This is a genomic window from Trichocoleus sp. FACHB-40 (genome assembly GCF_014695915.1).
In the GTDB taxonomy this organism is placed as follows: Bacteria; Cyanobacteriota; Cyanobacteriia; order Cyanobacteriales; family FACHB-T130; genus Funiculus; species Funiculus sociatus.
In genome coordinates, this window is the sequence record NZ_JACJPF010000064.1 from 36,784 (window position 1) to 61,684 (window position 24,901).

At 45.6% G+C, this 24,901-nt stretch carries 23 protein-coding genes; 18 read left to right on the top strand and 5 right to left on the bottom strand.

The features are described 5' to 3' along the window. The first annotated feature begins 263 nt into the window (after nucleotides 1–263). Together H6F63_RS15130 and H6F63_RS15135 are read left to right on the top strand one after the other, a co-directional pair. Nucleotides 264–800 carry a PadR family transcriptional regulator gene (locus H6F63_RS15130; RefSeq protein WP_190638427.1) on the top strand — a complete coding sequence of 179 codons (537 nt, stop codon included), beginning with the start codon at nucleotides 264–266 and terminating at the stop codon, nucleotides 798–800. After that, the gene (locus H6F63_RS15135) at nucleotides 797–943 is read left to right on the top strand and encodes a hypothetical protein (RefSeq protein WP_190638428.1); all 147 of its coding nucleotides are present in this window, start codon (nucleotides 797–799) and stop codon (nucleotides 941–943) included. Before H6F63_RS15130 ends, H6F63_RS15135 begins: the two co-directional genes overlap by 4 nt. Here the strand turns inward: H6F63_RS15135 and H6F63_RS15140 are convergent. From H6F63_RS15140 to H6F63_RS15150, 3 genes are all read right to left on the bottom strand, one after another. Beyond that, nucleotides 936–2,444 (bottom strand): hypothetical protein, encoded by a 1,509-nt coding sequence (locus H6F63_RS15140; RefSeq protein WP_190638429.1) that lies wholly within the window; start codon nucleotides 2,442–2,444, stop codon nucleotides 936–938. The genes H6F63_RS15135 and H6F63_RS15140 overlap by 8 nt on opposite strands. 121 nt (nucleotides 2,445–2,565) lie before the next feature. Beyond that, nucleotides 2,566–4,272, bottom strand: coding sequence for an ABC transporter permease (locus tag H6F63_RS15145; RefSeq protein ID WP_190638430.1), 1,707 nt, complete (start codon nucleotides 4,270–4,272; stop codon nucleotides 2,566–2,568). A 77-nt stretch (nucleotides 4,273–4,349) separates the two neighbouring features. Further along, nucleotides 4,350–5,300, bottom strand: coding sequence for an ABC transporter ATP-binding protein (locus tag H6F63_RS15150; RefSeq protein WP_190444786.1), 951 nt, complete (start codon nucleotides 5,298–5,300; stop codon nucleotides 4,350–4,352). A 200-nt stretch (nucleotides 5,301–5,500) separates the two neighbouring features. Between H6F63_RS15150 and leuB the strand changes: the two genes are divergently transcribed. The 3 genes from leuB (at nucleotide 5,501) to H6F63_RS15165 (ending at nucleotide 8,076) form a co-directional block, all read left to right on the top strand. After that, nucleotides 5,501–6,589 carry a 3-isopropylmalate dehydrogenase gene (gene leuB, locus H6F63_RS15155; RefSeq protein ID WP_190638431.1) on the top strand — a complete coding sequence of 363 codons (1,089 nt, stop codon included), beginning with the start codon at nucleotides 5,501–5,503 and terminating at the stop codon, nucleotides 6,587–6,589. Between the two features lie 93 nt (nucleotides 6,590–6,682). Further along, nucleotides 6,683–6,946 carry a hypothetical protein gene (locus H6F63_RS15160; RefSeq protein ID WP_190444788.1) on the top strand — a complete coding sequence of 88 codons (264 nt, stop codon included), beginning with the start codon at nucleotides 6,683–6,685 and terminating at the stop codon, nucleotides 6,944–6,946. Nucleotides 6,947–7,254: 308 nt separating this feature from the next. Further along, complete coding sequence (locus H6F63_RS15165; RefSeq protein WP_190638457.1) at nucleotides 7,255–8,076, top strand: A24 family peptidase; 822 nt, start codon at nucleotides 7,255–7,257, stop codon at nucleotides 8,074–8,076. Between the two features lie 26 nt (nucleotides 8,077–8,102). On the opposite strand, the gene H6F63_RS15170 is transcribed toward H6F63_RS15165, so the two are convergent. Further along, nucleotides 8,103–10,787: an ATP-binding protein gene (locus H6F63_RS15170; protein ID WP_190638432.1), complete on the bottom strand. Its 2,685-nt coding sequence runs from the start codon at nucleotides 10,785–10,787 to the stop codon at nucleotides 8,103–8,105. A gap of 124 nt (nucleotides 10,788–10,911) precedes the next feature. Further along, nucleotides 10,912–11,550, bottom strand: coding sequence for a DUF4230 domain-containing protein (locus H6F63_RS15175; protein WP_242019808.1), 639 nt, complete (start codon nucleotides 11,548–11,550; stop codon nucleotides 10,912–10,914). 21 nt (nucleotides 11,551–11,571) lie between these two features. On the opposite strand from H6F63_RS15175, the gene H6F63_RS15180 reads away from it, so the two are divergent. The 13 genes from H6F63_RS15180 to H6F63_RS15240 all read left to right on the top strand — a co-directional run bounded on the left by H6F63_RS15180 (nucleotide 11,572) and on the right by H6F63_RS15240 (nucleotide 24,841). Then, nucleotides 11,572–11,769, top strand: a complete 198-nt coding sequence (locus tag H6F63_RS15180; protein ID WP_190638460.1) for a hypothetical protein — start codon at nucleotides 11,572–11,574, stop codon at nucleotides 11,767–11,769. 68 nt (nucleotides 11,770–11,837) lie between these two features. Continuing rightward, nucleotides 11,838–12,545: a hypothetical protein gene (locus H6F63_RS15185; protein ID WP_199298055.1), complete on the top strand. Its 708-nt coding sequence runs from the start codon at nucleotides 11,838–11,840 to the stop codon at nucleotides 12,543–12,545. A 189-nt stretch (nucleotides 12,546–12,734) separates the two neighbouring features. Beyond that, entirely contained in the window at nucleotides 12,735–13,757 is a 1,023-nt protein-coding gene (locus H6F63_RS15190) for an RRXRR domain-containing protein (protein ID WP_242019810.1), read from the top strand. Nucleotides 13,758–13,817: 60 nt separating this feature from the next. Beyond that, the gene (locus H6F63_RS15195) at nucleotides 13,818–15,167 is read left to right on the top strand and encodes a four-carbon acid sugar kinase family protein (RefSeq protein ID WP_190638435.1); all 1,350 of its coding nucleotides are present in this window, start codon (nucleotides 13,818–13,820) and stop codon (nucleotides 15,165–15,167) included. A gap of 128 nt (nucleotides 15,168–15,295) precedes the next feature. Continuing rightward, nucleotides 15,296–16,096: a septum site-determining protein MinC gene (minC, locus tag H6F63_RS15200; RefSeq protein ID WP_190638436.1), complete on the top strand. Its 801-nt coding sequence runs from the start codon at nucleotides 15,296–15,298 to the stop codon at nucleotides 16,094–16,096. Nucleotides 16,097–16,365: 269 nt separating this feature from the next. Next, nucleotides 16,366–17,172, top strand: coding sequence for a septum site-determining protein MinD (gene minD / locus H6F63_RS15205; protein ID WP_190444794.1), 807 nt, complete (start codon nucleotides 16,366–16,368; stop codon nucleotides 17,170–17,172). Nucleotides 17,173–17,192: 20 nt separating this feature from the next. Beyond that, the gene (gene minE / locus H6F63_RS15210; RefSeq protein ID WP_190638437.1) at nucleotides 17,193–17,468 is read left to right on the top strand and encodes a cell division topological specificity factor MinE; all 276 of its coding nucleotides are present in this window, start codon (nucleotides 17,193–17,195) and stop codon (nucleotides 17,466–17,468) included. A gap of 873 nt (nucleotides 17,469–18,341) precedes the next feature. Further along, on the top strand, nucleotides 18,342–20,195 hold the full coding sequence (locus tag H6F63_RS15215; RefSeq protein ID WP_190638438.1) for a PKD domain-containing protein: 1,854 nt from the start codon (nucleotides 18,342–18,344) through the stop codon (nucleotides 20,193–20,195). 12 nt (nucleotides 20,196–20,207) lie between these two features. Further along, the gene (locus H6F63_RS15220) at nucleotides 20,208–20,531 is read left to right on the top strand and encodes a hypothetical protein (protein ID WP_190638439.1); all 324 of its coding nucleotides are present in this window, start codon (nucleotides 20,208–20,210) and stop codon (nucleotides 20,529–20,531) included. Between the two features lie 868 nt (nucleotides 20,532–21,399). Continuing rightward, complete coding sequence (locus H6F63_RS15225) at nucleotides 21,400–22,077, top strand: hypothetical protein (RefSeq protein ID WP_199298056.1); 678 nt, start codon at nucleotides 21,400–21,402, stop codon at nucleotides 22,075–22,077. Between the two features lie 592 nt (nucleotides 22,078–22,669). Then, complete coding sequence (atpD, locus tag H6F63_RS15230) at nucleotides 22,670–24,118, top strand: F0F1 ATP synthase subunit beta (RefSeq protein WP_190444797.1); 1,449 nt, start codon at nucleotides 22,670–22,672, stop codon at nucleotides 24,116–24,118. Nucleotides 24,119–24,217: 99 nt separating this feature from the next. After that, nucleotides 24,218–24,628 (top strand): ATP synthase F1 subunit epsilon, encoded by a 411-nt coding sequence (atpC, locus tag H6F63_RS15235; RefSeq protein WP_190422420.1) that lies wholly within the window; start codon nucleotides 24,218–24,220, stop codon nucleotides 24,626–24,628. A 66-nt stretch (nucleotides 24,629–24,694) separates the two neighbouring features. After that, on the top strand, nucleotides 24,695–24,841 hold the full coding sequence (locus H6F63_RS15240; RefSeq protein ID WP_190638440.1) for a hypothetical protein: 147 nt from the start codon (nucleotides 24,695–24,697) through the stop codon (nucleotides 24,839–24,841). Nucleotides 24,842–24,901: the final 60 nt, after the last annotated feature.

Here is a 24,901-nt window from a genome sequence, read left to right on the forward strand (position 1 = left end):
TCTCCTTGATGCCTTAGTTTTCAGTTTAATCAGAACCCTGGCGAAGAATATGCGGATAACCAGCACTTGCAGAGTATGAAAGCCTATCTAAATTAGGTCATAAACCCCAGACGGCAAGAAGCTGATGCCTTTAGGTTCTTTGTCGGAGCACATCATTCATTTCGTTTACTTTGATTGCTCCTATATGTGATTACTCATATATTAGCATAAGATCATAAGTAACCAATAGAGCTTCCACTACTTCATTCTTCGGAAAACCGTCTATGTCTCTGGCACACGCAATTCTGGGTTTACTTCAGCAACAAGAGAGGACGGGTTACGACCTGAAAACAGGCTGCTTCGATGGATGTATTGCTCACTTGTGGCCCGCAGACCAAGCACAAATCTACAGAACCCTGGATAAACTGGTTGAGCAAGGTTGGATTACCTGTACTGTAGAAATTCAGAGCGATCGCCCCAATCGCAAAGTTTACAGTTTGACAGAGGCAGGACTAGCTGAATTAATCCGGTGGCTTCAATGTCCTCAGCCTTTAGCAACGGTAAGAGAACCGTTACTCATTCAAATGTATTTCGCTGCACAGCTATCAAATGATGCGATTATTAATCTGCTAGAACAGCAGCTAGCTGCACGTCGCGAAAAGCTGGCTGAGTGTGAGAATATTGATTTACCAACTCTGGGCGACAAAGCTGCTAGTCGCGAACAGATTATGCAACGCCTGGTACTGGAGTTGGTAATGCGAAGAGAACAAACTTATATTGATTCGCTCAAGAGTGCCATTGATGTCATTCGCCAGCAGTGAGCTTTTTAGGTAACACATCTACTTTCTATTGTCAAGTTAATTTAGATGCGTTTACCCCGGATTACTATATAGCGATCGCGTCTTTATTTGCAAAGAGCGATCGCTATCAATCATGGTCAGCCAATCAACAACAGATTATTTAGCAAACAGCGCTTTTGATGCAGATACACCAGCCAGCCGCATCTGTCTCCTCAATTGTAAGCTTAACAATGTCATAGCGCTCCATTGCCCCAAGATCACCATAAAAACAGTAATCACGGAGGCTTCTTTTACAGCCATCAAAGGAAAAGCGGTAAGCAGCCAAACACCAGGATTTTTATAAAATGGCATCGACAGCAAGCCGAAAAAGACCGGGGGGAATGCAATCAAAGCTGTTACAGTCATGCTAGCCCAGAGCGATCGCTTATCTGTTTTCATAAACAACAGACTCTGAACTATAACTGCGTAAATCAAAATCCAGTTTAGACTTAGTATCAAACCTAAAATTGCTTGCATCTTCTCAGAATTTGCCGGCCAAGATAAAATCCAAGCCCCCCAAACTGCTGTTTTAATTCCCAAATTAATCGCCACTGCTACAACAGCTGGGCTTTTTTCACCCCAAATCAAATCCTGAACTAAATCACTCTTCCAGAACCCTCGGCGTTTAGAAACCCTTTCTCGGCGGTAACGCGCCCAAGTCTGCAACGATTGACGGTGAGGTGACAAAGCAGCAATTAACCCTACAAACCAAAGCAAGTTTATTATTTCAAAAACTAAGGTCAATAGTGACAAAAACCCGTAATCAGAGGTTCTTGCTGGGTTCAAAACATTGTTTTGCAGACAGAATCCTATAAGCAGAACTTCAAAACAACCCGTTATCCAATAACTTTGTTTTTTGCTGATTAAAGTAGCATTCGCATTAGAAAAACGTCGGTTTAATGCTTGCCAAATCCAGTAAGTCCACAAACCAAAATTCAGCATTATAAAACCTTCGGCCAACACTACACTACCAAGTGGTAAGTGGAACCATTGCAAACTGTAAATATTGATGCTGGTTAAATCGAAATCCTTACTCCTCACCAAGTCCATAGCAAAATTTAGTATTTGTAGCAAAGGCCAAGCAAATACAAAGCTCAAAAAAGTGCCTGCCCAAGCTTGAAATCCTCCTAAAAAAGCATAGAGCAGAGCAGCAGTGTAAAAGAAACAGCAACCTGCGCCTATGAGGAGATAAAAGCTGAGAATAAAAATAAAAGGAACACCTGCACTAATAGCAGTCCACAAATGCAACGGCACTGCAAGAGCTACACCCAAATAAACTATAATTGGAACTCCTAACATCTTGCCAATCAAAATACTTTGGCTAGATTGGGGACTCAACCGAATAAAATTTAGGGTGCCTCGACGTTCTTCTTTGCCGAGGTCAGTGATTAACATATAGACACCTGCCAGCAAAAGAATAAGCGGCAAAATCCAGTTGAGAGTAGAGAATAAGCTCTCCCAAAAAGAATAATGCGCCTGTTCGTAGAGATAGGTCAGTAGTAAAAACTGTGTTAGCAGAGATATGCTAACTGCTATTAGTAAATTACGGTTTTTTAGGTGTCCTTTTAGTTCTCGCAACAGCTGCGGATTCCAGTCGCCTAACCGCTCTATCCAAGGTAGATTCATTGCCTTTTTCCTTTATTATTTAATCTCGTTCCCAGGCTGCGTCCTGGGAACGCATTCGGGAGGCAGAGCCTCCTAGAGCCTCCGATAGTCATTCCCAGGCTAAGCCTGGGAATGAGAAGGATTAGCTAGGTAAAGCAGAACGCCCGGACATCAGAGCTTTCGAGGCAGACTCACCAGCCAACCGCAGTTGTCGGGCTGTCTGAATACTCAATAAGCTGAACGCCAACCACTGTCCCAGCACTGATAAACAAACGGTCGTTATCGCAGCGTCTTTTGCCGCATACCAAGAGAAGGCGGAAAACAGCCACAAACCAGGAATTTCATTAGGTTCGATGGACAGCAAGCCGAAGGTGACAGGCGGCAATATAATCAATGCAGCTACTGTACTGGCAGCCCATAGCGATCGCTTCGGTGTTTTCATAAACAGCATCAGCTGCGCTACGCCTGCATAAATCAAGATTAGATTCACGCTCAGCACTACAGTCATTAGTGCTGATAGCTTATAGTCGCTATCAGGCCAAACCAATATCCAGGGTACGACTATTAGTGAGGCAATCAGCAAATTCAGCGCCACTGCCACCAGTGAGGGGCTTTTCTCACCCCAAACCAAATCTTGAACGAGTTTCTTACCACGAGAAGATGTCCCCTCGCGGCGGTAACGCGCCCAATCTTGCAAGACTTGGCGGTGCGGTGACAAAGCTGCCATTAGACACAAAAACAGCGGCAGATTCAACAGCAGTAAAGCGCCAAAATTCTCGAACAGTCTTGCTGGTATAGCGTCTGGATTCTCGAACCATTTTGGTAGTTGCAGAGAAAATCCGATTAGCGCAACTTCACAACAAGCTGTGATCAAGTAACTTTGACGCTTGCTCAGTAGAGTAGCACCGGAGTTGTGGAAGCAACGTTTCAGCCCTTGCCAAAACCAGAAGGTTCCCAGAGCATAGTTCAGTAAGCTAAAGCTGGCCATGTTCCAAAGACTGGCACCCAATGGTAAGCCAAACCATTGCCACGCTTGTCGCTGCTCCATTCCCAAAGAATACATTTTCCCTAGAGGACTGGCATCTATTAGATATGGCAGTACAACTGAAGGAGAAAATACTTGCAGCCAGTCTAGTGCATTATTACCGGCTACTGAACCGTTGTGAAGGTTCATGGCAGTCATCATGCTCAGAAAAGCTAACACGATGCCGCCGCCGAACCAAGCTTGGAATCCACCTAGTCCACCGCTGACTAAGCCATAGAGTAGCGCCGCACTGTAGAAGCAAGCGGCACTAGCAACGACGACCCCGTAAAAGCCCAAAAGAAGGGCTAAAGGAATTTCTGCCGACAGTCCCGCGAATAAATGCAAAGGAATCGCCAAACCTACCAAAAGATACATGACAATCGGCACACCCAAAAGTTTGCCGCTGAAAAGGCTGGTAGTAGACTGGGGACTCAGACGAATGAAGTTAAGCGTACCGCGATTTTCTTCCCGCGCCAGGTCGCTGATCAGCATATAGGTGCCAACCACTAACACGGTTAAGAAACCAATAACACTCAGCGAGACGAATACATCTAGCCACCACAGTTGCCAGTTAATGTCAATATTGCCAAGGGCATCCCGCAAGCATTTGGTATCGCCAAGTTTTCCTCTGCAATATCTGTTGTAAATGTCGGTGTTACCAGTATCAAGAGGCAACATGGTGCTATAACTCATTAGCAGTAGCATCTGCCCCAGCAGGGATATACCTACTGCAATCAGTACGTTACGGGGTTTTAAACGCCCTTTGAATTCTCGCAATAACTGGGGGTTTAAGTCTCCCAGCCGATCTGTCCAATTAACTTTCATGAGTAAAAAATTCTCCAGAATCAACGGAATTTTAGAGTTTAAATTTCCAATCAAATCCAAAATCTAAAATCCAAAATCTATGAGGCTTGCTGGTGTCCCAGTTTGAGAAAGATAGTTTCCAGGTCTTCTTGAGTGCAGTGGAATTCGGTCAACTCAATGCCGGATTCTACGAGCGATCGCAATAACTTAGCACACTCTTCCTGACTCCCGGTAAAATAAAGACGTACTCGCTCTTGTCCCGGCACCACCTCCCATTCTTCGACTAAAGGATGGTTTTTCAGTTGGGTAATAAGTGCTTCTAGCTTACCCAATGTTGACAGGAAAATCTGCTGTCGCGACAAACGGCGATAAAGTTCTTTTAGCGGCGCACTTTCCACTAAAAAACCTAGTTCCATGATGCCGACTGAGGTACAAAGTTCCGCTAAGTCGCTAAGGACATGGGAAGAAATCACAATTGTCATCCCAGCTTCCTGCAAGACTTTGATGATTTCCCGGAATTGCATCCTGGCAATTGGGTCTAAGCCGGAAACTGGTTCATCTAACAGTAGCAAAATTGGCTCGTGAATAATCGTCCGGGCAAGACTCAGGCGCTGTTTCATCCCCCGCGAGAGGGTGGAAATAATGCTATTGCGCTTATTGGTGAGTTGCACCAGTTCCAAAACTTCTCGCAGGCGCTGGCTGCGATGTGGCTCTCGCAAGCGATAAAGTCGTCCAAAATAGTCTAAGTAGTCCCAGACTGTCAAATCGTCATACAGGGGAAAATCGTCGGGAAGATAGCCGAGTCGCCGCTTCAGGGTTGGGTTAGAGTGATCTCTTTGCAAGCGATCGCCATTAATATAAATTTCACCCGTTGTTGGTTCTTCAGCTGCCGCCAACATCCGCAACAGCGTAGTTTTTCCGGCACCATTCGGCCCAATTAGTCCGTAGACTTCCCCGGCTTTTACCTGTAAATCTATATCATTAACTGCAATATGCCGATCAAATTGCTTGGTGAGTCCACAAGTACGTATTGCCAGTTCTTTTGCCATAGCTGCTGGGGGTTGACTTTACAGACCGCTAGATTGACCATAGCGTAGCCTTTACCTACAGCATTTGCCATCAGCGTTTCCGAAATTTAAACAAAACATCTAAATCTAAGTAGATTAAAAACTCCATCGGTACAGTTGCTGTGTATTATATTTACTCTGCAACCACTTTCAGCAGATTAAACATTTACCCATAACGAGCTATGGCACAGAACTACCGCATTACTCTTTTACCCGGCGATGGCATTGGCCCTGAAATTATGGCAGTGGCGGTAGATGTTTTAAAAGTCGTAGGGAAGCAACTCGATTTAAGCTTTGAATTCACAGAAGCACTCCTCGGCGGTGCAGCGATTGATGCTACCTCCTCACCACTACCCGACGAAACTCTCTCAACTTGCCGCAATAGCGATGCTGTTTTACTGGCAGCAATTGGCGGTTACAAGTGGGATAATTTACCTCGCCATCAACGCCCAGAAACCGGATTATTGGGACTTCGGGCGGGATTGGGTTTATTTGCTAATTTGCGTCCCGCTAAAATATTACCTCAGCTAGTTGATGCCTCGTCATTGAAGCGGGAAGTTGTCGAGGGTGTCGATATGATGGTGGTACGCGAACTTACTGGGGGAATTTATTTCGGGCAACCAAAGGGCGTTTTTGAGACGGAAACTGGGGAAAAACGCGGTGTAAATACGATGGCTTACACTGAGGCGGAAATTGACAGAATTGGGCGAGTAGCTTTTGAAACAGCGCAAAAACGCGGCGGTAAGCTATGCTCTGTGGATAAGGCGAATGTGCTGGAGGTGTCGCAACTTTGGCGCGATCGCATTACTCTCCTCTCTAAAGAATATCCTGATGTGGAGCTTTCTCACCTCTATGTCGATGCCGCCGCTATGGAACTTGTCCGTAGACCTAAACAATTCGACACAATTGTTACAGGCAACCTTTTTGGTGATATCCTTTCTGATGCTGCCGCTATGCTTACAGGCAGTATTGGTATGTTACCTTCTGCCAGTTTAGGTGCGTCTGGCCCCGGTGTCTTTGAACCCGTTCACGGTTCTGCCCCCGATATCGCTGGGCAAGATAAGGCAAATCCTCTAGCCCAGGTTCTCAGTGCCGCAATGATGCTACGCTACGGCTTAAATCAGCCTGTTGCCGCAGATAAAATTGAACAAGCGGTATTGCAAGTTCTCGATAAAGGCGATCGTACAGGCGATATCATGTCCGAAGGAATGAATCTTTTAGGGTGCCGCGCAATGGGTGATAGTTTGATTCAAGCACTGGAGGAGTCCTAATTAAACTTTTCCCAAAACTTAAAATTGCCATGCTTGATTGATGCCATTGCACGCTCTTGATTAACAGCTAACAAAAAACAATAGGGGTTAAAAGTGGTTTACGCTTCACAGCAACGAACAGAAACTTGGACTGAAAGGATAGAGATTCCCGTGTTGCTAGATCCCAGTATCATCAGAGCAGCCAGACAAATCTATCGCACTTACTCGGAAGTTCATCCAGACCGCGTACAGCGCCCTTTGGGTGTGGCAATTGACCGATACACTTGTCGCGGAAAGTTGATTTTTTACAATAAACCAATTCTCCTGCCACAAGAGTGTTTTGTACCTCTTAGTCAGATTGAATCTGAAATTTATTGATATTGCCGCGAAAATTTGAAAAAGGCAAAAAAACTTTTTTGTATCCAGTTTTGCTCTACTGGTTGACCTATTAATGTATACTTAAACAATGGAAATCTGTGCATTTTTTGAATTTTTGGTTAGATTTAGATTATGAAGAAAATCATTTAAAAGTAATTAATCATATTATAAGAATACCAGAAAAAGTATCATTCTTTTGAAAATATTTAAACTAATTTCACGAAGAACCTGATAATTGGGGATTAGGGATTAAGAATTTGCTTTCCTATCTTCCCCAATCCCCAATCCCCAGCCCCCAATCCCCAATTATGGATACCCTATTGGCGTTGCCTGCTGTTTTCATTGTCTTTGCCTTGGGTGCCGCAATAGGCAGCTTTCTGAATGTAGTTGTTTATCGGCTACCAGCGGGTTTGTCTATTCTTTGGCCTCCTTCTCGGTGTCCCCATTGCTTGCATCGGCTGGGTAAGCGCGAGAATGTACCAATTTTCGGGTGGCTGTTGCTGCGGGGGCGATGTCGCCACTGTAGAAGTAAGATTTCCCTGCGTTACCCAATGGTTGAGGCAGCAACTGGGGCGCTATTTTTGCTGGTATTCTTGGTTTTTGGAATGTCCTGGCAAACGCTAGGGTATTGGGCTTTTTTCAGCTGGCTTTTGGCACTATCTTTGATAGATTTAGACACAATGACGTTGCCAAATCCACTTACTCAGTCGGGATTAATTTTGGGATTAGTGTTTCAAGCGATCGCAGGTTTTCTCCCAGAGGCAAGTTGGGTAGGATTGGTAAATTATTTGTCATCGAGTATTTTTGGTGCAGTTGTCGGAATATGGTTATTTGACATCATTACCATTGTCGGAGCATTAGTTTTTGGGCAAGCAGCGATGGGTGGCGGAGATGCTAAACTGGCGGCGATGATGGGAGCCTGGTTGGGTTGGAAGTATTTGCTTCTAGCTGGGTTTTTAGCGTGTGTGGTGGGTGCATTTGGTGGCGGAGGGGCTTTAGCACTCGGTTTACTAAAGCGCCGTCAAGCGATACCTTTTGGCCCATTTCTGGCACTGGGAGCGGTTTTAACAGCTTTTTGGGGGAAAGAAATTTTATCCACTTACTTGCGACTATTTTTTCCCCTCAGCTGAAGTGCCATTGCGATGATAGATGACTTTCAAGAACCAAACGCCAAACTTGACACCGCCGCCACCAACTCTGCTGGTTCGACCGGCTTAGCTACGTGCATCTGGAACCCGGCAGAGATAGCCCGTTCCTGGTCTTCCTCTCTAGCGTAAGCTGTCAGTGCTACAGCCTTTATGCTTCCGCCACGTTCTAAAGAAAGCGATCGCACTTTGCGGATCAAACTATAGCCGTCTTCTTCTGGCATTCCGATGTCGCTTAATAACACATCTGGATGATACAATTCCAATGCTTTTAGCGCTTCTGCTGCTGATGCAGCTACCATCGTTTCCGCACCATATTCTTCCAGCGCAAAGGTCAAAAATTCGCGGGTGTCGGCTTCATCATCCACAACAAGTATCCGCACGCCCTCAAGAGGTAAAGATGAGGAATCAGGGATGGGGGATGAATTAAATTCATCCTTACTTATGCTTTCATCTTTAATAAGCGGTAATTGCACGATAAACGTTGCCCCAAGCCCAACTCCAAGACTTTCGGCGCTAACAGTTCCGCCATGCAATTCTATCAGCTGACGCACGATCGCCAATCCCAATCCCAAGCCACCAAACGATCTGGTAATTTTGCTATCAGCTTGGCGGAAGTAATCAAAGACATGAGGCAGAAAATCAGCACTTATTCCAACACCTGTATCTTTGACTTTAATTTGCGCGTTTGAACCTATAGCCTCAAGTTTAATTTCTACAATTCCCCCAGAAGATGTAAACTTGATGGCATTGGAGAGTAGATTCCAGATAACTTGTTGTAATCGATTGCGATCACCTGCAACTAGAAATTTGGGATTTGGGATTTGGGATTTGGGATTTTTGTTTACCTGAAATTCAGAATCTAAAATCAAAAATTTAACATTAATCGACTTAGCTTCAGCAGCTAAACGCATAGTTTCAATTGCTGCCTCAATCGGTGAAACTAGATCCACCTGGGAGACATTCAAACTTAGCTTACCCTGAATAATCCGGGAAATATCCAGCAAATCATCAATTAGTTGAGTTTGCAACTTGGCATTGCGCTCAATTGTATCCAACGCGCGAAATGTAGTTTTCTGGTCAAAAGAGCGCGATCGCAACATTTGCGCCCAACCCAGTATGGCATTCAGAGGCGATCGCAATTCATGAGACAGCACAGCCAGAAATTCATCCTTAACTCGGTTGGCGGCTTCCGCCTGAGTACGTGCATTCTGTTGGGCTTCGTACAACCGCGCATTCTCAATCGCCACCGATGCCATCTGCGCCAGCTGCACAACAATCGCTTCGTCTTCTTCGGTAAACTCGCCCTCGTACTTATCTGATAACTGGAGCAAACCAATATTACGTCCATCCCGTCCCGTCAGAGGTGCCGCCAACCAACCCCGCATCGGTGGATGCTTGTCAGCCGCATCCCCAAACCCTCGCCATCGGGGATGAGCTTCCAGTTGAGCCTGAGTCATCCGCATCGGGCGATTCATGTGGCAGACACAGGCGTAAATCCCAGAACCATCAGTCTTTTCATCATAATCTCGCCATGCAGCATACTTATCTGAAAGCGAAACCGAATTAATCGCCTGAGTCCAGTTTTGATCGACCGTCAAACTGGTGACTGACTGGTGTGCATCGATGACAGAACGTGCCTGTTCTGTAATTACTTGTAACACCTCTTCTATTGACAAAGCCGAGTTAATAGCTAACGTTGCCTCAGCCAGTTTTTGTAAGCGGGTTGTGTGTTGCTGCTCTTGGAAGAGCAAGTGTTCGCGCTGTTTCTCCCCAGCTTTGCGATCGCTAATGTCCCGAAAATAAATGCCGAGTCCGTCTTTGGTAGGATAAGCAGCAATTTCCAACCACATATTCAACGGCTCGTACAACTCTTCAAAATGAACAGCCACCTGCTCACTAACTGCTCGACGATATTCCCTCTCAACGCGAGTCCCTACTGACCAGGGCCAAACCTCCCAGTGGGTTTTGCCAATGAAGTCCTCCGGCTGTTTACCGTTAAGCCTCGCCGTCTGTTGGTTCACATAGGTAATTCGCCACTCCCTATCTAAGCCAACAAACGCCTCGGTCACGCTTTCCAAAATGCTTGTGACTTCCTCTTGCGCCATCAGCGCTTGGTCACGCGCCTTTGCCAGCGCTTGGTCACGCGCCTTTGCCAGTTCCTCATTGGCTGCTCTTAACTGTTTGTTTACATCCTGTAACTCTTGCGCTCTCAAGAAAATCTCAGCTTCCATCTGCTGGGTTCGTGCTTGCAGTTCTTCGGTGAGCTTGTGCTGCTCAATTTCCAACTGCTTGAGGCGGACAAATTCTGTTACATCTTCGGCACGATGGATGATATAGGCAATCTCTTCGTTTTCCCCAAAGATTGGCGAATTAATCAGACTCCAATATTTCTCCTCAAATCCACCTCCCTCTGATTCCGGGCGGCGAATGTCGTACTTCTGCACCGCCATCGTATCCGCCACCCGATTTTGTAGCACGCTCTCCAAGGAAGCTTTCAGATTCCGAACCCCCGTAGCGCTGGGATCGTCTGGATTATCGGGGAAAACATCAAACATTCTGCGTCCCAGAATTTCCTCCCGCTTTGTCATCGTGGCACGCAAGTAAGCATCGCTAACCGCCACGATAGTAAAATTTGGCATCAATACCAGATAGAAGCCTGGGATTGACTCAAACAAAGTCTGAAAGTCAGGCATTAGTGAAGGTATTGACGGGTTTGTCATAAATGTGTAGTTTATAAACCAGTGTTCGTGGCTAGATACCTTCAGGGTTTGGCTTATATTGTATATTTTCTACGCCTGTGTATCCTCCCCAGTCGCTTCACTTACAGCTTTCTGGTGGGGGCGAAGTAGTTTCCACCAAAACTTCTTTGTAACCTGCTACATTCAAAAGCTGGGAAACAACTAGCTCTGCTCTGTCGTTTGCCTGCTTTAACAACCCCTGACTACAAGCGGCGGTGATAATTTTCAAGAGCGTTTCTTGCTGGGCTAGGGTCTGCAACTGGGGTGCTACGTCTGGCCCCAAGCCTAAAAACCCTCGGTCGTAGTCATATACTTTAGAGCGATTTACGTCAATTTTGCTGTCGAGGATGCGGGGTGGCGGAAGACGCAGCAGAATAGTATCGTTGACGATTTGCACGTTGTCAGCTTTTAGCTGGCTCAAGTCTACCCCAGCTTTCACCTCGCCATAAGCAATGTAGAGCAGTCTGGTTGTGCCAATAACATATTCACCTAATTTTCTATCTTGACTGGTGGGCACGACTGCTTCCATTGTAAAGACGGCGGTGGTTAGTTCGCTGGCATTCTTCACTTGACGGACAACTACTGAGCGTACATCAACCTGGGGTGTGGCAGGTGAAGGGTTAAACATAGAATTGAGTTCGCCCACAAAGCGAGTACCCGTGCGCCAGATACCAATCAGTACGAACAGCGTCGCCAGCAAAATACCCCCTGTGGTCATTAGTAGCAGGTTTCTCGTTAGATGCTCGTAGTTGTTGCCACCCCGCCGATTAGATCGCTCATCATTCATGCCGTTGCTCCTTATAACAAACGCCCGAACAGTTGTAGTTTCAATTCTGCCAAGCGATCGCTTCCGCTCAGATTATGGTGGTATGTGTCCCTGGCTGCTCTCCATAAAAGTTACACAATCGGTCTTAATCTCCCGGAAGCGATCGCATAGCCTTTATTCCGCAAAACGCGAGTAAAATACCATAAATAGCCAACTCAATATCCCAGGAGTATTAATCTGTGCAGCCAGATTTGCAAGGTTTGGAAATTACTAAGGGAGAACTGAAACATTTGACTGGAGTTGATACAGATGAGGTCTTCAGACCCTCACTTTTCCAAAAACCTGAAAATCGGTTTAATTTTTTATTTAATGAGCTACTAATCGGACTAGCGCTTACTCCTATTATTTGTGGCTTTGTTTATACCTTTATTATTTTACCTACTCTTGGTTACTCAATTATTGCTGTAATTATTTTATTGATAATAACGCCAATTTTAGTATCTATCTGCCGATGGATTTGGGTAAAGAAAAGAAGTCCAAAATTACTGATAAATCTGCTTGATGAAGTTGATAAATATAATTCCGTTATTAAAGCCATACATATTCACGATCAGCTGGAAAATGCGGGAAGTATGTCAGAAAGTCTCAGCGAACGAGAAAACGTAATTGCCGGACTACAACTGACAAGAGAAGATTTAGTTAGGGCTTTGAGAACCGAAAGGATTTTGCGAGATAACAAAGACCTGATTGCTAAAAATTGCGAACTGTTTAACAATAATTTAGCAGCAGTCAGAGCGTTGCAAGTCAGTCAAGAGGCGAGTGAATATGGACAATTATTGAATGAAGCTTTGCAGATTGGTGTCAGCGTACAAGAAGAGTTCACCAACCTCGCCCTAGAAGGGACGAGGATTGACCGAACCAATTCGGACAACGCAAGCGGTGAATAGCTCAATGAGACTTGATTTGGTACAGACCTCCGAATGCTTCCCTAGTTCTGATTCACTCTAAGCCTGATTGGTTCAGGCGTTGGGCAAGCCAAGACATCTTAATCAAGTTGAGCGAAGGGACTTAAACTCACGCACAGGATTATCTCTTAAATGCGTATTCCAGTTGTCTCAGTCAATCATCAGCCACTTATGCCGACAAAACCGAGGCGGGCTAGGAAGTGGATTCGAGAGGGTTTTGCAGTCGCCAAGTTTAACGACTTAGGACAGTTCTATGTCCAATTGGTAGACGAACCATCTGGCTCTGAAACTCAACCGATTGTGATTGGCATTGACTCTGGTAAACTTTATTCGGGCATTGGTGTCCAATCCTCTAAAGTCTCGTTGTTTACAGCTCATTTAATTCTGCCATTCCAAAAGGTAAAAGACCGGATGGAGCAACGCGCCATGATGCGACGGGGGCGACGGAATAGGCGAATCAATCGCCAGGTTGCCTATTCCCAACGTGCTCATCGTCAAAAAAGGTTCAGCAACCGCAAGCAGCGCAAATTACCTCCTAGCATTCGAGCCAATAGACAGCTTGAATTGCGAGTAGTAAAAGAGTTGTGCAAAGTTCTACCTATCACTGGCATCGTTTACGAAATTGTAGAGGCGAAAGGCTCTAAATCCTTCTCTCCGGTGATGGTCGGTCAAAAATGGGCGCTGACTCAACTAGCCGAATTTGCTCCAGTTGAAACTCGTAAAGGTTGGGAAACTTCCCAGCTACGAACACAGCTAGGCTTGCACAAACAGAAGCATCAAAAAGGTGATGCAATTCCCGCAACTCATGCAGTAGACGGAATTGCACTGGCTTGTTCTGCTTTCATTAAGTACGAATCTTTCCACACTGCCAAGGCTTACGGGCATCAATGGACGGGTGAAGTATCGGTAACGGTTGCCCCCTTTAAGGTGATTCGTCGTCCTCCAATTTCGCGTCGCCAACTTCATTTGATGGTTCCAGGTAAAGGTGGGATTCGTCGGAAGTATGGCGGGTCTACAACTCGTCACGGCGTTCGTAAAGGTGATTTAGTCAGCTCCCCGAAAGGGATTGGTTACGTCAGTGGCGACACCGAAAAACAGGTGTCTGTAAGCGTTGCTAACTGGAAACGGTTAGGACAAATATCTTCTAGCAAAGTGCAATTGATTCGTCGTTCAAACGGGTTGATTGTGGCTTGATAGTTCTTGTAAAGCCGTCCTGTGCTTCGCGGTCATGACGGGGTTTCTCCCATTTTTCTGATGACAACCAACCCAAAAATTATTGTCCTAGATGATGACCCCACTGGTTCTCAAACTGTCCACAGCTGCCTGCTGCTGACGCGCTGGGACGTGGAAACCTTGCGATTGGGGTTAGCTGATGAGTCGCCGATTTTCTTTGTGCTGACAAATACTAGGGCGCTGACACCACAAGAAGCAATGGCTGTTACTAGAGAAGTTTGCCATAACTTGAAGGAAGCGATCGCTTCGCTTCAGTCTGAGGACTCCGCCGTCTGTGACATCCAAGATTTTCTAATTGTCAGTCGTTCCGACTCCACCCTGCGCGGACATTACCCAGTCGAAACGGATATCATTGCTGAAGAAATTGGCCCCTTTGATGCTCATTTTTTGGTTCCAGCTTTCTTCGAGGGGGGACGAATTACCCGCGATAGCGTACATTATCTGATTATCGATGGTGTTCCCACACCAGTTCATGAAACAGAGTTTGCCCGCGATTCTGTCTTTGGCTACCATCATTCCTACCTGCCCGATTATGTCCAAGAAAAGACGAAAGGCAGGATTTCAGCTAACACCGTTGAAAGATTTTTATTATCAGATATTCGCGCCGGAAGTTGGCAACGATTGATGAACCTGACGGGTAATCAGTGCGGTGTTGTGGATGGGGAAACCCAAGACGACTTGAACAAGTTTGCCCAGGATATTCTCAAAGCAGCAAGTCAAGGGAAACGTTTCTTATTTCGCAGTGCTGCCAGTATTTTAACCGCCTTAGCTGCCTTACCTCCTCAACCCGTCGCCGCCGAGGATATGGCGCAATATGTGCGAGGTGGCAAACCGGGCGCGGTAATCGTCGGTTCCCACGTCAAAAAGACGACGCAACAGCTGGAAAAGCTATTGCAAGAACCGGGTATATTGGGCATTGAGGTTGAGGTGGCGCGTTTAGTTGATGATTCTATCAATCAGTCGGCAACACTCCTCAAGGAAACTCATACCAAAGTTCAAGCGGCGCATAATTCAGGTAAAACGCCAGTAGTTTACACTAGCCGCCAGGAACTCAGCTTCAAGGATGTGCAGACAAGGTTGCAGTTTGGGGCAGATGTTTCCGCCTTGTTGATGGATATCGTGCGCGGTTTACCGACAGATATCGGCTTTCTGATTAGCAAGGGCGGGATTACTTCCAATGATGTCTTGAGTACGGGTTTGGCGCTGACTTCGGCGCGGTTACTCGGTCAAATTTTGGCTGGATGTTCGATGGTGCGGACTCCAGAGAGTCATCCTCAGTTTCCTAATTTGCCAGTGGTGCTGTTTCCTGGCAATGTAGGAGATGCCGATGCGTTAGCCACGGTTTATCGACGTTTGACTAAGAATCTTTAGAAAATCGTCAGCCCAGATAGATGCTTCCGGCGTTTCTAGGATAAGCGACAGCAGTATTTCTACAGCAGAAGCCGCTTGCCTCTATTATGGATAATTAGTCAATTCCGCCCAGGTCAGACTTTTCGCCCATGACTTCTGATTCCTCCGTTCCTATAGCTGTTTCAGTTGTTCCCGATAATCCGAGGGAGGTGAATTGCCACGAGCAAGTTCGCATCAAAAATGAGGATGGGGGGATAATGTTAATTTTGCCCCCAGAAGCGGAGACACCTGCTACTAGCAGCGGGTCTGATCTTTGGCAACAGCTAAAGCAGCGCCTGAATGGAGGCGATCGCTTCTGGCAACCAAATACAGCGGTGCATTTGGTGGCGAAAGATCGCTTGTTGGATGCACGCCAGCTGCAAGCGATCGCTGATGCTCTTTCTGAAGACCAGCTAAAACTTAAGCGCGTTTACACTTCACGCCGTCAAACTGCTGTCGCTGCTGCTACTGCTGGGTACTCGGTGGAACAGTCGCCCCCAGTTTCCTCCCTCAATGAAAAGCCTTCGGGGCCAGCACCTTTATTAACAGAACCTTTGTATCTGCAAACTACTGTACGTTCTGGCATGGAAATTCGTCATCCCGGCACCGTCGTTATCCTGGGAGAAGTAAATCCGGGCGGTAGCGTTATAGCGGCAGGCGATATTTTAGTATGGGGACGCTTGCGGGGAATTGCTCATGCTGGTGCTGAGGGGAATTCTCAATGTCTGATTATGGCGCTACAGATGGAACCTACTCAGCTGCGAATAGGCGATTATTTAGCCAGATCGCCGGAAACGCCACCTGCTCAATTTTACCCGGAGGTTGCTTATGTAACGCCGGAAGGAATTCGCATCGCTAAAGCTGCTGATTTTCCCAAAACCCAATTTTTATCACTGGGGGCTAGGGGATAAACAGGCAAAACTTAAAAGGCAAAAAAATAATGGCTAGTTGCCTGTCTCTGAGGGGGAACTAGCCACATTCTCCCCCTCTCCCGCTCTCCCACTCTCACCAAGTTTTGCGCTAGTTTTCGGTTAAGGAGTTATTATTTTTGAGTGATAACTATATATCACAACTACAAAACTCAATAGCTAAGCCATTAACATAATTTAAAAGGCAAAAACAAAGCCGCAATAAACCGCGCCTAGAACAAAATCAGAAGTCAAAAAACAAATCTTTCAACATGAGTCGCATTATTGTAATTTCCTCCGGCAAAGGAGGGGTAGGAAAAACCACTGTAACGGCAAATTTGGGCATGGCTCTAGCTCGATTGGGGCGGCAAGTTGCCTTGGTGGATGCGGATTTCGGTCTGAGAAATTTGGATCTGTTGCTGGGGTTGGAAAATCGGATTGTCTACACTGCTGTTGAAGTTCTGGCTGGTGAGTGTCGGCTGGATCAAGCTTTGGTGAAAGATAAGCGCCAACCGGGACTGGTGCTACTACCAGCTGCCCAAAATCGAACTAAGGATTCAGTTACTCCAGACCAGATGAAGAAGTTGGTCAATGAGTTAGCGGCAAAGTACGATTATGTTTTGATTGACTCTCCGGCGGGTATTGAGATGGGCTTCCAGAATGCGATCGCAGCCGCCCAAGAAGCCTTGATCGTCACTACGCCAGAAATTGCCGCCGTGCGCGACGCTGACCGCGTTGTTGGCTTACTGGAAGCACACACTATCAAAAGCACCCGCCTGATTGTCAACCGCATTCGGCCCGCAATGGTGCAAGCCAATGACATGATGTCAGTGGAAGACGTTCAAGAAATTCTCTCGATTCCTCTAATTGGCGTTGTCCCTGACGACGAGCGGGTAATTGTCTCCACCAACCGAGGCGAACCTCTGGTATTGGCTGAAAATCTCTCCCGACCGGGAATGGCGTTTTATAATATTGCACGCCGCCTGGAAGGTGAGCCAATCGAGTTTATTGATTTGGATGCTGCGAAGGAAAACGTCTTTTCTCGCATCCGAAAATTATTGTGGTCTAAGATTATCTAACCTTCACTTCTGCCAGTTCGATGATCAATGAACTTTTAGAACGACTTTTTCCTCGCATGGGTGCTGACAACAGCCGTGCGGAAGTCAAGCGCCGTCTGCAATTGGTAATCGCTCACGACCGCGCTGACTTAACGCCAGAGATGGTTGAGTCAATGCGGAAAGAAATTATGGAGGTCGTCTCTCGCTACGTTGAAATTGAGACAGACGGATTAGAATTTTCTTTAGAAAGTAATCAACGGGCGACGGCGTTAATTGCTAATTTGCCCATCCGCCGCGTTAAGGCTGAGTCTGAGTAGCGATCATTTCTCTGTCATTTTAGGAAGTAGTAGAGTTGTTGCGATCGCGTGGTTTATGGCGTAGATACCCGTAAGGTATCCATACATCCCGCACTTCACGTCAGCCTTTACTGAAGCTTCACATCATCTCAGTACAATCACTTAGGGGTAGGATGCTTACAAATCATGTAAGCTCAGCTATCTGGCTGATTTATTGTATGTTTTAACCTGAGTTTTACCAAGTTAAATATATTTTTTTTATAAAGATTACCGAGAACTACTGGTTTTTTCCAGATAAGGTATGCAACACTTTTCTAAGTTGCGAGCTCTATCGGAGATAAAGATCATAAATAAAAAAAGCTGCATTATAGCAGCCCTATTTCATTTGTATGTAAGACAGGCAAAAGAGCCTTTTGTCGGGGAGACGCCTGCGCTACAAACAACAAATAGGTTAACTTTGCAGCTTATATAGAGACTGCATTTCTGGCGTTGAGTACATCGCTCATGCAAATAAATAAAGTTGGAAGTCAGAAGATTTTCAACATTTATAAAAGGTAAGACATTAAAAGTAAAAAAGCAAAAAGTTTTGCTTTTTATTAGAGCCTAACAGCTCTAATTTTTGCATATAAAAAATTACGTTAGGTCTCTAAAAAATATAACGAAATTTATAAATTTTCCGGAACTTCAATATTTCTTATTACGTCTAGAAAAGGGTGTTTACTCTTTCCGAGGCTTTGGCTGGCTAAAAAATTTATTAGAATATTACTAATAATAAGCCTTGGCTCAGCCTGTTGTACTAAGCTTTTTTAGAAAAAAAGGAGGTAGATTTTTATTTATAAAATCAGCCGCATCTTAACAATTTCAAAAATCTACCATTAAGGAGCAACCGGGTTTATGAATATCTCTTTGAGGAATCTAGCAACTGCTATTGTTGGGGCAAGTTTTATTGTCATAGGAACCACAGCCACACCCTCCCAGGCAACAACTCTCACTGGCTATAAAACTACCGGAAATATGATGAGTGGGATGCAAGTTAAGGTTGGCTTCCTTGATGGAAGCTACGAAATTGCAACCTGGGGTGCCACAGGCTCTAATTCAGGAGGAGCGTTTGGTACTGGCTGGTCACTCACCCAACGTGGCGATACATACGGTTATAGTTCCGATAATAACGCCTACGGCTGGACGTTTTCGTACTCTGGTGGCAACTCGCTTAACTCTTTACTGATTGATGCTATTTCTGGAAATGCTGTTTTCGATCAGATCAGAAGTAGAGATAGCGAATATACGCCGAACTCAGCAGATGGTTGGAACTTCGAGGTGTTATCTGGAAAAAGGCCCGATAACTACGCTTACTCTGTACCGATTGATATTTCGCGGGGAGACTTGTTTGGACGTCTCGCAATGGTATGGAACAGCGGATTTAACGGGACAATGACATTTATCGCCGATACTGATAGCGGCACCACAAACGATCCGGTTAAGCCGCGAGAGCCAGCACCACCTATCACGCCACCGCCACCGCCACCCGTCATCCCACCACCACCGCCACCCGTCATCCCGCCACCACCGCCACCACCACCAAACGTCGCACCGATAGTGAGTTTGGACAATTACACGATCAATGAGGGTCAATCGGTATCGCCAATTGTATATGGCAGTGATGCGAATAACGATCCGCTTACTTTCTGGCTGAACGGCAATGTTATTGGCAGTGCGGTAAATACTGCTGGAAGCAGTTCTGTGACTGTGCCTTTAGGAACTTATGCTGATGAAGGAACCCATGCTTTAACGGCGCAAGTACAGGACGATAAAGGTGAAGCAAGTGTTGTCACGAGGACATTAACTGTTTTAAATGTCGCTCCTACCATCAATAGACTCACCCGAAATATCACGATCAAAGAAGGCGATCGCTTCAATTTTGCTGCTAGAGCCACCGATCCGGGTATCAATGATATTCTCACCTACAATTGGGACTTGGATAATAACGGTCAGTATGATAATCGCACTGGCATTAGGGGCAGACATTCCTTTGCGGATGAGGGTTCTAATCCCATCAAACTGCAAGTTTCCGATGGCGATGGTGGGTATGATTACGGTTCTTTTAACGTGACAGTGGAGAACGTTGCTCCCACAATTACCCGCCTCACCCAAAATTTAACTATTAAACAAGGCGAATCCTTCGATTTTGCCGCTACTGCTACCGATCCGGGAATCTACGATATTCTCAGATATCGCTGGGATTTGGATGGCGACGGTAGGTATGATGACTACAGGGGTCAAACTGGAAAATATGCCTATACAGATGTAGGTGTCAATTCCGTGGGGTTGCGAGTCGCCGATGGCGATGGTGGTTTTGATTTCGGTTCTTTTAACGTCACAGTGGAGAACGTTGCGCCGACAATTACCAGCATCACCAAGGCTATTAGTGTTTTAGAAGGTGAGTTGTTTGATTTTGGTGCTACCGCAACTGATCCGGGTATCAACGATCTTCTCAGCTTTGCTTGGGACTTGGATGATGATGGCGAGTATGATGATTTCTTTGGTACCGATGGGCAGTGGTCTTTTAACAATGACGGTGTTTATAACGTTAAGTTAAAAGTCTCTGATGGTAATAACGGTTTTACTTACAGTTCTTTTGACGTGGCAGTTGAACACGTTCCGGAACCTTCTTCGGCGTTCGGTTTACTAGCGTTTGGTGCTGTGGGTGCTGGTATAGCCTATAAGCGTAAATACCAGCGAAAAATTTAGCGTAACCGTTATTTGGCGGTGCAACGCCTGCTTGTATATATACCCGCAGACGTTGCCTCAATGTTTTACAAACTAAGTCTACCCGTGCAGCTCTGGCTTACAAAGCCAGAGCTGCACGGGTATTTTTCCAAAAGTGGGAAAGTTGAGAGCGATCGCTTTCATCCTTCCTGCAACCCTACAGAAAGCTTAAGCCGGAGAAAATGTATTTTAAAATACACTCCTTTAAAATATGGTTCAAATGATGGTATTGAATCTGCCCCTAGAAAAAGGGTGAATTTTTCTTTCAAAAAAATAGAACCTTCACTTCCTATGCCTGGTTTTCTTACCAGTTTATAATTGCTTTATTTCTCATTTCGCCATAGCTTGAAAATTGCAAACAAAAGCAACAATTAATACAAAAATAACATCAACTCTGTCTTATATCGCCGCCAGAAAAATTATTTTAATCTCAGCAGGTTTTAGCCAAAATAAAATTCCCAAGGGATATTTCAACAGCACATTTTGCCGGAAAAATAGCTGAAAAGTATACCTGGATACCTGTAGAAATAACATTTTATTACAATCAGGCTTTACTAAAATTTTATATAGATTTAATGTAATCAAGCGCTTCTTAGAAACCTTGCAAGCTATATGCAACAAGTGATATAGCTACTTAATCCTCTATCGGTATCCGAAAATACCGTAGTTAAATATGTTTTTTTAATAAAGATTACGTATAAATACTAGCCATAGCCATTAAATATATGCCAAACTTTCCCTAGCTATGTTCTAACCAAACTTAGCAAATAAGAATTCCAGTCCACATATGAAATAAGTAGCTTTTAGAGAAACAAACGTTGCGATCGCACGTCAGAAAAATTACTGAATCAACATTAAGTTTGAGGGATACATAATTTTCGTCAGTAAGATTCCTGAGGGCTTCTATTAACGACTAAGGCAATATCTTTTCATCATCTGTGCAGATAATTGCTCAAAACAATTAATAGGAAATGATCTTAACTCATTTTTGCTGGTGATTGATTCTTACTAATGAAGCCAATTTCTGGTGACTCTACTATTACAACTAGCAAGCCACTAGGAGTATACAAACGCTAAATCTTTCGGAATCGCTAGATCAACAGTGCAAATTAACGCACTTCTCAAGACGTTTCCTGTGAATATGCACACTTGTAGAAAAATGAGTCCTATGAAAACCTCAGCTTTTATGAAAAAGCTATCTATGATTACTGCTGGCGTAACATTTATAACCCTTGCATCTTTAGCTAATGCGCCCCCTGTTAAGGCAGCAATTATTGCAGTAGACGATTCTGGGTCGTGGGCAACAGGAACGGACACTTTAGCCAATCTAGGTTTCAATATGGTGACGGTGCCAGATAGCCCCGAAGCGGAGTTATCATCGGTTTCGACCCTTTCTTCACCGTTTGGCAACTTAACTTTTAGCCCTACGGTAGAAAAACGATATATTGGTTCCAGCTGGACAACGTGGAGTCATGGCCACATGGGCGAGGTCTACTATAGCGGCGCTAATGTTGTGACCACGAAGATTAAATTGCCCTTTGGTATATCTGCGTTTGATTTGTATGTAGAGCCAGATATGTTTAGTACATACAAAATTACAGTAACGGTTATTGATAGTAGTCTGGCAACTCTGACCCAAGAAATAAATGGTTTTGGAGGTGCCAAGTATTTCGGATTCTACGCCACTAATGGAGGTGTGCTTTCCTCCGTTACAATCACTGACCGAACGGGCGGTGCTGCTAATGGTTTTGCTATGGCTGAGTTCCGTTTGGCAGCCCGTGAAATTCCTGAAACCTCCTCTGTGTTCGGTATATTAACATTTTGTGCTTTAGGTGTCCGGTCGCGGCTGTTGAGCCAACAGTGACACAAAGCCAAGGAAAATAGTCTCAATTCTATGTAAAACAAATAGGGGTAACGCTTCATATCAGGCAAGGCGAAGCACCTACAGCATGACATAGAACATAAGTTTTGTTTATCAGTTACAATTTTTCATATCAGGGTTGATGGGGAGCCTACGCCTCGCACAGTCAGAAGGTTCACGCCTTATTGCGGGAAAAGGGTAAGATGATTGACTTGGGGACTCCGGGCGGCGACTACAGTTTCGGCAGTAATATCAACGAAAACATTGCTGTTTGGTGGTGCTTTAGGTGCAACTTCAATGCTAAAGCGAAAACGCCAACTCCACAGCTGATCGTTAACAGCTTAAACTGACTTCAACAATTAAGGCGATCGCGTCTGTGCTTTCCTTGTGGTTGGCACAGCAGTTTATTTTGTAATCACCTTAGTTCAGTCCTTCCGGTTGAGTAAGGGGAAATCATCAACAGCGATCGCATCCTCATAGGGATCATCTCTAGCTGTGCGATCGCTGTGGCATGGTAATCTGGAAAATGGCATTGCTAAATGTTAAGACCGTTTTCCTGTATCTATATAGATAGCTTCACAACATAGGCACAAGCATGGTAGCCACCACAGACAAGACAAACGTAGGGCGTATTACCCAGATCATCGGTCCCGTTATCGATGCGGAATTTGCGACTGGCAAAATGCCGCAAATTTACAATGCTTTGAAGGTTGAAGGCAAAAACGAAGCCGGACAAGACGTGTCCGTAACCTGCGAAGTGCAGCAGCTCTTGGGCGACAACCAAGTGCGTGCCGTTGCTATGAGTTCCACCGATGGACTTGTGCGCGGTATGGACGTGGTAGACACTGGCGCTCCCATCAGCGTTCCCGTTGGCCCCGCCACTTTGGGTCGGATTTTCAACGTGTTGGGCGAACCTGTAGACAACAAAGGGCCAGTTAATGCCCAGGAAACCTTCCCCATCCACCGTGCAGCACCCAAGCTGACTGACCTGGAAACCAAACCATCAGTGTTTGAAACCGGGATTAAAGTTATCGACCTGCTGACACCCTATCGACGCGGCGGCAAAATCGGTTTATTCGGCGGTGCTGGTGTCGGCAAAACTGTAATTATGATGGAGCTGATCAACAACATTGCCACCAACCACGGTGGTGTGTCTGTGTTCGGCGGCGTGGGCGAACGCACCCGCGAGGGAAATGACCTTTACAATGAAATGATCGAGTCTGGGGTTATTAATAAAGATAATCTCAATGAATCGAAAATCGCCCTTGTATACGGTCAGATGAACGAGCCACCCGGCGCGAGAATGCGCGTAGGCTTGGCAGCACTGTCAATGGCTGAGTATTTCCGCGATGTCAGTAAGCAAGACGTGTTGCTGTTTATTGATAACATCTTCCGGTTTGTGCAAGCAGGTTCGGAAGTGTCGGCGCTACTAGGACGGATGCCTTCTGCTGTGGGATATCAGCCGACTCTGGCAACCGACATGGGAGACTTGCAAGAGCGAATCACCTCAACCACTGAAGGTTCGATTACCTCTGTTCAAGCAGTGTATGTGCCAGCGGACGACTTAACCGACCCCGCGCCAGCAACCACCTTTGCTCACTTGGACGGAACAACTGTGTTGTCTCGCGGCTTGGCTGCTAAGGGAATTTATCCGGCTGTAGATCCGCTGGGTTCTACTTCCACCATGTTGCAGCCTGCTATTGTTGGTGAAGATCACTACGGGATTGCTCGTGAAGTGCAAGCAACTCTTCAGCGCTATAAGGAACTGCAAGACATCATCGCAATTCTGGGTTTAGATGAATTGTCTGAAGATGACCGCTTGACTGTGGCTCGTGCGCGTAAAATTGAGCGTTTCTTGTCTCAGCCGTTCTTCGTGGCAGAAGTCTTTACCGGATCTCCTGGTAAGTATGTGAAGCTGACAGAAACAATCGACGGCTTTAAGAAGATTCTCTCTGGAGAGTTGGATTCGTTGCCAGAGCAGGCTTTCTACATGGTCGGCACGATTGACGAAGCGATGGCTAAAGCCGAAAAAATCAAAGGCTAATTGAAGGATTGCTCATCGCTAATGGAATGATGGCTAGTTTTGACAATTAGCCATTAGCGATGAGCTAACTTACAACTGACAACTGACAAGTAACAAACTATGGCTTTAACTATTCGTGTAGTTTCTCCCGACAAAACTGTTTGGGATTCCAGTGCTGAAGAGGTAATTCTGCCTAGCACAACTGGTCAACTAGGTATCCTCACTGGTCACGCGCCTTTACTGACGGCGTTGGATATCGGTGTGATGCGCGTTCGTCCAGGGAAAGATTGGGTAGCGATCGCTCTGATGGGTGGCTTCGCAGAAGTGGATAATGATGAAGTCACTATTCTGGTTAATGGTGCCGAACGGGGTGATAAAATTGACCGGGAACAAGCCCGTGCTGCTTACTCCGAAGCCGAAGCCAGAATTAATAAAGCTGAGAGTGGCGGCTCCCGTCAGGAGCAAATTCAGGCAACTCAAGCCCTTAAACGCGCCCGCGCTCGGTTTCAAGCTGCTGGTGGCATGGTTTAAGTTAAAAGTCTTCGCCAAACCTTTCTATTTCTAAAACTCCTTCTGTCCATGCACAGCAGGAGTTTTTTGTTTCCGTATTTCCGACAAGATGGTGGAGGTAATGCGTCACTAAACTGGAACTATATTATCTGCGATCGCGCTTTTGAATCTTCCTGGCTGGTGATTAGCGGGTGGTGCGGCGCGAAATACGGTTTGGCGGTTGTTAAGATATGACTAACTTGATTGAAGATTGTGCAAGTTAACAACAACTTACATTTATAGTTTTAGCAGGGG

Excerpts from the sequence above, each read along its gene's own strand:
- H6F63_RS15195 (WP_190638435.1), top strand. The coding sequence starts at position 13,818 with ATGACAACCAACCCAAAAATTATTGTCCTAGATGATGACCCCACTGGT.
- leuB (WP_190638431.1), top strand. The coding sequence starts at position 5,501 with ATGGCACAGAACTACCGCATTACTCTTTTACCCGGCGATGGCATTGGC.
- H6F63_RS15170 (WP_190638432.1), bottom strand. The coding sequence starts at position 10,787 with ATGCCTGACTTTCAGACTTTGTTTGAGTCAATCCCAGGCTTCTATCTG.
- atpC (WP_190422420.1), top strand. The coding sequence starts at position 24,218 with ATGGCTTTAACTATTCGTGTAGTTTCTCCCGACAAAACTGTTTGGGAT.
- H6F63_RS15225 (WP_199298056.1), top strand. The coding sequence starts at position 21,400 with ATGAAAAAGCTATCTATGATTACTGCTGGCGTAACATTTATAACCCTT.
- atpD (WP_190444797.1), top strand. The coding sequence starts at position 22,670 with ATGGTAGCCACCACAGACAAGACAAACGTAGGGCGTATTACCCAGATC.
- H6F63_RS15130 (WP_190638427.1), top strand. The coding sequence starts at position 264 with ATGTCTCTGGCACACGCAATTCTGGGTTTACTTCAGCAACAAGAGAGG.
- H6F63_RS15180 (WP_190638460.1), top strand. The coding sequence starts at position 11,572 with ATGCTCGTAGTTGTTGCCACCCCGCCGATTAGATCGCTCATCATTCAT.
- minE (WP_190638437.1), top strand. The coding sequence starts at position 17,193 with ATGATCAATGAACTTTTAGAACGACTTTTTCCTCGCATGGGTGCTGAC.
- minD (WP_190444794.1), top strand. The coding sequence starts at position 16,366 with ATGAGTCGCATTATTGTAATTTCCTCCGGCAAAGGAGGGGTAGGAAAA.
- H6F63_RS15145 (WP_190638430.1), bottom strand. The coding sequence starts at position 4,272 with ATGAAAGTTAATTGGACAGATCGGCTGGGAGACTTAAACCCCCAGTTA.
- H6F63_RS15165 (WP_190638457.1), top strand. The coding sequence starts at position 7,255 with ATGGATACCCTATTGGCGTTGCCTGCTGTTTTCATTGTCTTTGCCTTG.
- H6F63_RS15150 (WP_190444786.1), bottom strand. The coding sequence starts at position 5,300 with ATGGCAAAAGAACTGGCAATACGTACTTGTGGACTCACCAAGCAATTT.
- H6F63_RS15140 (WP_190638429.1), bottom strand. The coding sequence starts at position 2,444 with ATGAATCTACCTTGGATAGAGCGGTTAGGCGACTGGAATCCGCAGCTG.
- minC (WP_190638436.1), top strand. The coding sequence starts at position 15,296 with ATGACTTCTGATTCCTCCGTTCCTATAGCTGTTTCAGTTGTTCCCGAT.
- H6F63_RS15215 (WP_190638438.1), top strand. The coding sequence starts at position 18,342 with ATGAATATCTCTTTGAGGAATCTAGCAACTGCTATTGTTGGGGCAAGT.
- H6F63_RS15175 (WP_242019808.1), bottom strand. The coding sequence starts at position 11,550 with ATGACCACAGGGGGTATTTTGCTGGCGACGCTGTTCGTACTGATTGGT.
- H6F63_RS15190 (WP_242019810.1), top strand. The coding sequence starts at position 12,735 with ATGCCGACAAAACCGAGGCGGGCTAGGAAGTGGATTCGAGAGGGTTTT.